The sequence below is a fragment of the Streptomyces sp. NPDC006510 genome, assembly GCF_040611955.1.
Taxonomy (GTDB): domain Bacteria; phylum Actinomycetota; class Actinomycetes; order Streptomycetales; family Streptomycetaceae; genus Streptomyces.
Map to the genome: position 1 here is coordinate 1 of NZ_JBEXPH010000318.1, position 6,455 is coordinate 6,455.

General features: G+C 70.7%; 2 protein-coding genes. Both read right to left on the bottom strand.

The annotated features are described in order from the left end of the window. On the bottom strand, positions 1–875 hold an 875-nt coding region (locus tag ABZY11_RS42130; protein ID WP_356484240.1), incomplete at its 3' end, for an NB-ARC domain-containing protein. A gap of 188 nt (positions 876–1,063) precedes the next feature. Beyond that, positions 1,064–6,397: a pullulanase-type alpha-1,6-glucosidase gene (gene pulA / locus ABZY11_RS42135; protein WP_356484241.1), complete on the bottom strand. Its 5,334-nt coding sequence runs from the start codon at positions 6,395–6,397 to the stop codon at positions 1,064–1,066. Positions 6,398–6,455: the final 58 nt, after the last annotated feature.

The window sequence follows — 6,455 nt, forward strand, 5'->3', positions numbered from 1 at the left end:
ACACCGTCCGCGGTGAGCGGTCCCCCGGCGCAGACCTCGCGGGCCACGGCCTCGTCGAAGTCGCCGCGCAGGACGGTCAGCCGGGCCCAGAGCAGCCGTTCCAGCGGGGTGCACAGCTCATGGCTCCAGCCGATGGCGGTGCGCAGGGTGCGGTGGCGCGGTGGCCAGAGCGACGCGTCGGCCAGTACGTCGAAGCGGGACCTGATCCGCGCGGCGACCTGCTCGACGGTGTCCCGGCCGAGGGCGCCCGCCGCGAGTTCGATGGCGAGCGGGATGCCTTCGAGGCGGCGGCAGATCTCGGCGGCGGCCTCCGCGTTCGCCGGCTCGTCCAGGGCCGGTTCCGGGGCCGCCGCGGCCGCCCGGTCCCGGAACAGCGTCAGCGCGTCGGCCGCGCCCTCGACGGGCAGCGGATCCACCTCGACGACCCGCTCACCCCTGATGTCCAGGGGCTGCCGGCTGGTGGCGAGCACGGTGAGGCCCGGGGATGTCGTGAGGATCTCGCCGAGCAGGTGCGCGCAGGCGGGGCGCAGATGCTCGCACGAGTCGAGAACCAGCAGCAGTTCCTTGTCGACGAGCCATTCGCACAGCGCGTCGATGGGCATGCGCAGGGTGTGGTCGGAGAGCCCGACCGCGTCGGAGACGGTCGCGATGAGCAGCCCGTCGTCGTGCAGCGGTGACAGGTCCGCCCACCAGGCGCCGTCGCGGTGGCGGGCCGCCGCCTGCCGGGCGGCCCGGACGGCGAGCCTGGTCTTGCCGACACCGCCGGTACCGGTGAGCGTGGTCAGCCGGTGCGTGGCGAGGGTGTGTTCGATCCGGGCAAGTTCCGCTTTCCGTCCGACAAAGCTGCTTGTCTCCTCGGGGATGTTGCTCGCCATGGTCACCGTCGCTGAAACAGGTGGACCGGCCGGTCCCGGCCCCTGATTCCGGTACGGGTCAGGCGTGCGAGGACGCCTGGCGTACCGGAGAGGGGCCGGGACCGGCCGGGAGTGGGAGGGCGCGCCGGGGGTGCGGTGCTGCGGCATTCCCCGACGGCTGCTGCCTCCCAACGTAACCCCGTTATGGCTCAGCCCAGGGAGAACACCGCCACCGTACGTCCCGGGACGGTGAATCTTCCCGAACTCCGCTCATACGTGGACCGCTTGACAGTAGGATCCGCGCCCTCGGCCTGGACCGGGTGCAGTGCGTACTGCTTGCCCGCCAGCCCGGCGACCGTCTGGCTCCGGGTGCCGGGATCCGCGTTGAGGACGACCACCAGCTTCCCGAGCCGCATGGTGATCACACCCGGGGTCTCGTCCTTCCCGGAGAGCGGGAAGGACAGGGCGGACTGCACCTGCCCGGTGGTGGCGAGGGAGAAGTCCGGCTCCGAGGAGCGGATGGTGAGCAGGTCCCGGTACGCGGCGGACGCGGCGTCGATCTGCGCACAGCCGGGACGGAGCGCGGCGTCGGCCAGCAGCGGCTTCGCATAGGACCACTTGGACTTGTTGTCGGCGGCCGGCGGCAGTCCGCGGCCGAAGCCGTTGCCGTCGCGGCAGTCCCAGTGCAGGGCGTTGAACCAGTCGCCGCTGTCGTACGAGTTGCGGTCCAGGGACTTGGAGCGCAGCAGGTCGGTGCCCGCCTGGGAGAGCGAGGGGCCCTGCGAGAGGGTGGCCGTCGCCATGGCCAGGACCTGCATGCGGCCCCGGTCGGCCGCCGATGTGCCCGCCGGGAGCTTGAAGGCGAGCGCGTCGTACAGCGATTCGTTGTCGTGGGCGTCCGCGTAGGCAAGGGCGTCACCGGGGGCCGCCGCGTATCCGGCGGGGGCGCCGTTGTAGTCGACGCCGGAGCCCTTGACCGTGTTGCCCGAGGAATCGGTGAAGGTGTAGTCGGCGAGGTTGCCGGTGAGGCCGACCTTGATCAGGTCCTGGTAGTGGAGCAGCCGGGCCTTCTGCTCGGCCTTCGTTCCGTTGGCGGCCGAGGTGTTGGGATCGGTGTAGAGGCCGGTGGCGAAGCCCTGCACGCCCGGGTCCTCGTCGAAGGGGCTGCCGCCGCGCACGGCGTCGCGGGCCCGGTCGGAGAAGGTGGCGATGCCGGTGCCTGCCATGTTCTTCTGGGTGGCCTGGACGAAGCGGGCGTCGTCGGCGATCTCGCCGAAGTTCCAGCCCTCCCCGTACAGGATGATCTTCTTCCCGTCGACGCCGTCCTTCGCCGTGGTCAGCTCGTCGAGCGCCTTGCGGACCGCCAGGATGTTGGCCCTGGGGTGGTGGCCCATCAGGTCGAAGCGGAAGCCGTCGACCTTGTACTCCTTGGCCCAGGTGACGACCGAGTCGACGACCAGTTTGCCCATCATGGTGTTCTCGGGCGCCGTGTTGGCGCAGCAGGTGGAGGTGGCGACGGTGCCGTCGTCCAGCAGCCGCTGGTAGTAGCCGGGCACGATCCGGTCCAGTACGGACTTGCCGTCCTGGCCGGAGGCGACGGTGTGGTTGTAGACGACGTCCATGACGGTCCGCAGCCCCGCGCCGTTCAGCCCCTGCACCATCTGCCGGAACTCGACGGTGCGCCGGGTGCCGTTCGGGTCGGAGGCGTAGCTGCCCTCGGGGACGGTGTAGTGCAGCGGGTCGTAGCCCCAGTTGAACCCGTCGTTCGCGGCGGCCTTCGCCACGCAGGCCTGCTGCTCCTCGGAGTCGGGGGCGTACACGGAGAGGTCGCAGGCCGGCTTCTGCTGTGCGGACGTCTGCTCGGGAACGGTGCCGATGTCGAAGGCGGGCAGCAGATGGACGTAAGAGGTGCCGGAGTCGGCGAGCCGCTTGAGGTGCTTCATCCCGTCGGAGCGGGTGTCGGTGAAGGCGAGGTACTCGCCGGGGTGCTTCGAGGTGCGGTCCGCGATCGAGAAGTCGCGGATGTGCAGCTCCTGGATCTGGGCGTCGCGCAGCGGGACGGCGGCGGGCTTGCGCAGTCCGGACCAGCCCTTCGGCGCGAGGCCGGGGTCGTCGAGGTCGACGACGAGGCTGCGCGCGGAGTCCGTGGTCAGGGCGGTGGAGTAGGGGTCGGTGACCTTGTTGGTGACCATCTTCCGGACGGTGGGCGCCCAGACGTCCACCGTGTAGCGGTAGGGCTTGCCGGTCCAGTTCTTCGTGCCCGTGACGGACCAGATGCCGGTGCGGTCGTCGCGGCGCATCGGGACGCTTCTGCCGTCGAGCTCCAGGGCCGCGGTGCGGGCGGTGGGCGCCCAGACCGACAGCGTGGGGCGACCGTCGCGGCCGAAGACCGGGCCGAGCGAGGCGTCGGCCGCGTTCTTCCCGTACAGGTCGTCGAGCACGCCCGCGCTCTGCACACCGGTGGCCGCGAGCAGGGCACCGTTGGCGGCGCGCTGGGTGGCGATCAGCTGACCGCGCAGCGCCTCACGGACCCGGTCCCGGTCCCGGACGTCGACGGTGAACGCCGGGTAGTCCTTGAGGTTCGGGTGCTTCGTCTTCTGCGCGTCGGTGAGGGCGGACGGGGTGAGCCGCAGCCACTGCCCCTCGTCGGAGAGCGCCCCGTCGACGACCGAGATGCCGCCGTCCTTCGCGTAGACGAGCTGCTGGCTGGTGGCCCCGGTGGCCTTCACCTTCCATACGACGGTGTCGGCGTCGATCCACTGCGCCTCGGCCTTGGTGAGGTCGGGGGTGGGTACACCGCCGGTCTGGGGCAGCAGGTAGCCGGGCGTGCCGCCGAGCAGCCAGACCTCGTGCCCGTAGGTGGCGAGGTCGAGCGACTGGTCGCTGGGGAGGTCCTTCTCGTCGCCCTTGTGCAGGATGTAGCTGAGCGAGGTGGCGCCGTCGGTGAGCGGCACCTCGAAGGTGGCGCCGGAGGCGTCCTTCTTCACCGGCTGGAGCGGCCTGGCCCAGTCGGTGGGGTTCTTGGCACCGGTCCAGGTGTGCAGTCCCCAGCCGTCGTAGTCGCCGTCGGCCCGGTAGTAGTGCAGTACGGCCTTCGTGGTGTCCTGCGGCGGGTAGGCGCCGTCGGGGGCCGTGTCGGCCTGGCCGTCCTTGCCCTGCTCGATCCAGACCTGTCCGGTCCTCGCGAGTTCGACGGTGCGCCCGGGCCCGTCGGCGGTGCCGTCCTTCTCGACGGTGTACGGGACGGTGGACGCGCCCTCGTCGAGCTTGAGCCAGGCGAAGGCTCCGTACGCGTCGCGCCCTGCGAAGTCGGCCGTCGCGTCGCCGGACCTGAGCTTCCAGCCCTCGTAGTCGCCGTCCGCGCGCTTGTAGTGGACCACGGCGTAGTCGCGCTCGACGGCCACGGGCTTCTCGGGGGCGGGGGTCTGCCCCGCGGTGGTCTCGGCGAGGGCGCTCGCGGTGCGGCCGGCCCGGTCGACGACGACCGCCTTGTAGCGCAGCGGTGTTCCGGCCGCCACCTCGCTGCCCAGGTGCTGGGTGACCTTGTACGGGGCGTGGTCGGCGGAACCGAGCGTGACCCACTTGCCGTTGCCGGTCTGCGCGGCGAAGACGACCCGGTTCAGCTGTCCGCCGTCGACGTCGGCGGAGATCTCGACGGTGCCGGTGGCCCCGGCGGCGGGCGCCTTCAGGGTGATCGAGGGCTTGGCGGCGGGGTCGCCCATGGGCTGCTCGGCACGCAGCACGAGGCTGGAGAGGGCGGGGACGGTGACGGTGATCCGCTGGTCGGCGCCGCTTCGGACGGTGCCCGAACCGCCGTACAGGGTATGGAAGTTCATGCCCGACGATGCGGTGGGCAGTTCGACGGTCCGCGGGGCGGTGCCGTTGTTGGTGGCGACGACGTATTCGCGGCCCCGCTCGGGGTCCGTGCGGGAGAACGCGTAGACGGACCCTTCCGCGTAGCGCTCGGTCTGGACGCCGTCGCGCAGCGCCGGGTTCTTCCTGGTGAGTTCGGAGAGCGCGGCGATGTTCCGGTACAGGGGGTGCTTCGGGTCGTACGCGTCGGCGGCGTGGGTGCGGTCGGTGCCCAGTTCGTCGTCGTCGAGATAGTCGGCGGTCTTCGAGGCGAACATGGTCTGCCTGGCGTCCCGGTCGCCGCCCGCGCCGGTGAAGCCCTGTTCGTCGCCGTAGTAGACGACGGGGTTCCCGCGGCCGAGGAACATCAGCTCGTTGGCGAGCTCCGCGCGCCTGACGAGTTCCGCGTCGCCGGCCTTCGGGTTGTCCTGCTTCAGGAACGCGCCGATGCGGCCCATGTCGTGGTTGCCGAGGAAGGTCACCTGCTCGTAGGCGTTGGCCTTGTCGGTGGTGTAGCGGTAGTCGTCACCGAACACCGCCGCGAGCTTCGAGGCCGGAGCGCCCTGCGAGGCGTACTGGCGGGCCGCCTCCTGGAAGGGGAAGTCGAGCGTCGCGTCGAGCCGGCCCCGGGTGACGTAGGGCGAGGTGACGGCGGTGTCGGCGGAGTAGACCTCGCCGAACATGAAGAAGTCCTTGCGGCCGTGCTTGGCCGCGTAGGTGTCCAGGGCCGTCGCCCACTGGGTCCAGAAGTCCAGGTCGACGTGTTTGACGGTGTCGATCCGGAAGCCGTCGATGCCGAAGTCGCGGACCCACTTCCGGTAGATCTCCGCCATGCCGGAGACGACCTCGGGCCGCTCGGTCCACAGATCGTCCAGGCCGGCGAAGTCGCCGTACGTGGCGGACTCACCGGCGAAGGTCGAATCGCCGCGGTTGTGGTACATCGTCGGGTCGTTGAGCCAGGACGGCACCTTGTTCCCGGCGGTCCCGGCGGTCCCGGTTTTCTTCGGCGTGTACGGGAACGAGTCCGCGTCCACCTTCGCCAGGCCCTTGCTGTCGTCGAACGGGCGGCCCTCCGCGTCCAGGTACGGATAGGCGCCCTTCGGCCGGTAGCCGTAGGTCTTCTCGGCGTAGTCGACGGTGTCCGCGGTGTGGTTGGTGATGACGTCGAAGAAGACCTTCATGCCCTTGGCATGGGCCTTGTCGATCAGCTTCGACAGGTCGGCGTTGGTCCCGAAGTGCGGGTCGACCCGGGTGAAGTCGGTGATCCAGTAGCCGTGGTAGCCGGCCGAGGCGTCCTTGCCGGCGCCCTGGACGGGGCGGTTCTTGAAGATCGGGGCGAGCCAGATGGCGGTGGTGCCGAGGCCCTTGATGTAGTCCAGCCGATCGGTCAGGCCCTTGAGGTCGCCGCCCTGGTAGAAGCCCTTGTCCGTGGGGTCGTAGCCGGTGTCCAGGCGCGAACCGGTGAGCCCGCCACGGTCGTTGGCGGTGTCGCCGTTGGCGAACCGGTCCGGCATGACGAAGTAGAACTGCTCACGCGTCAGGTCGTGACGTGCGGGTTCCCCGGCGAGCTTGGCGTCCGAGGGCGGGCCCGGGGGTCTCGGCGCGGCCGACGCGGATGCCGCCGGGACGACGGGGAGCAGCGCCGCGCAGAGTGCGGCGACGGCTCCACGTCTGAGGGTGGAACGGGACACGGGCTGGGTCTCCTTGTGTGCGGGTGGGGGTTCTCGGGGGTGGGCGGTCTTCTCGGGT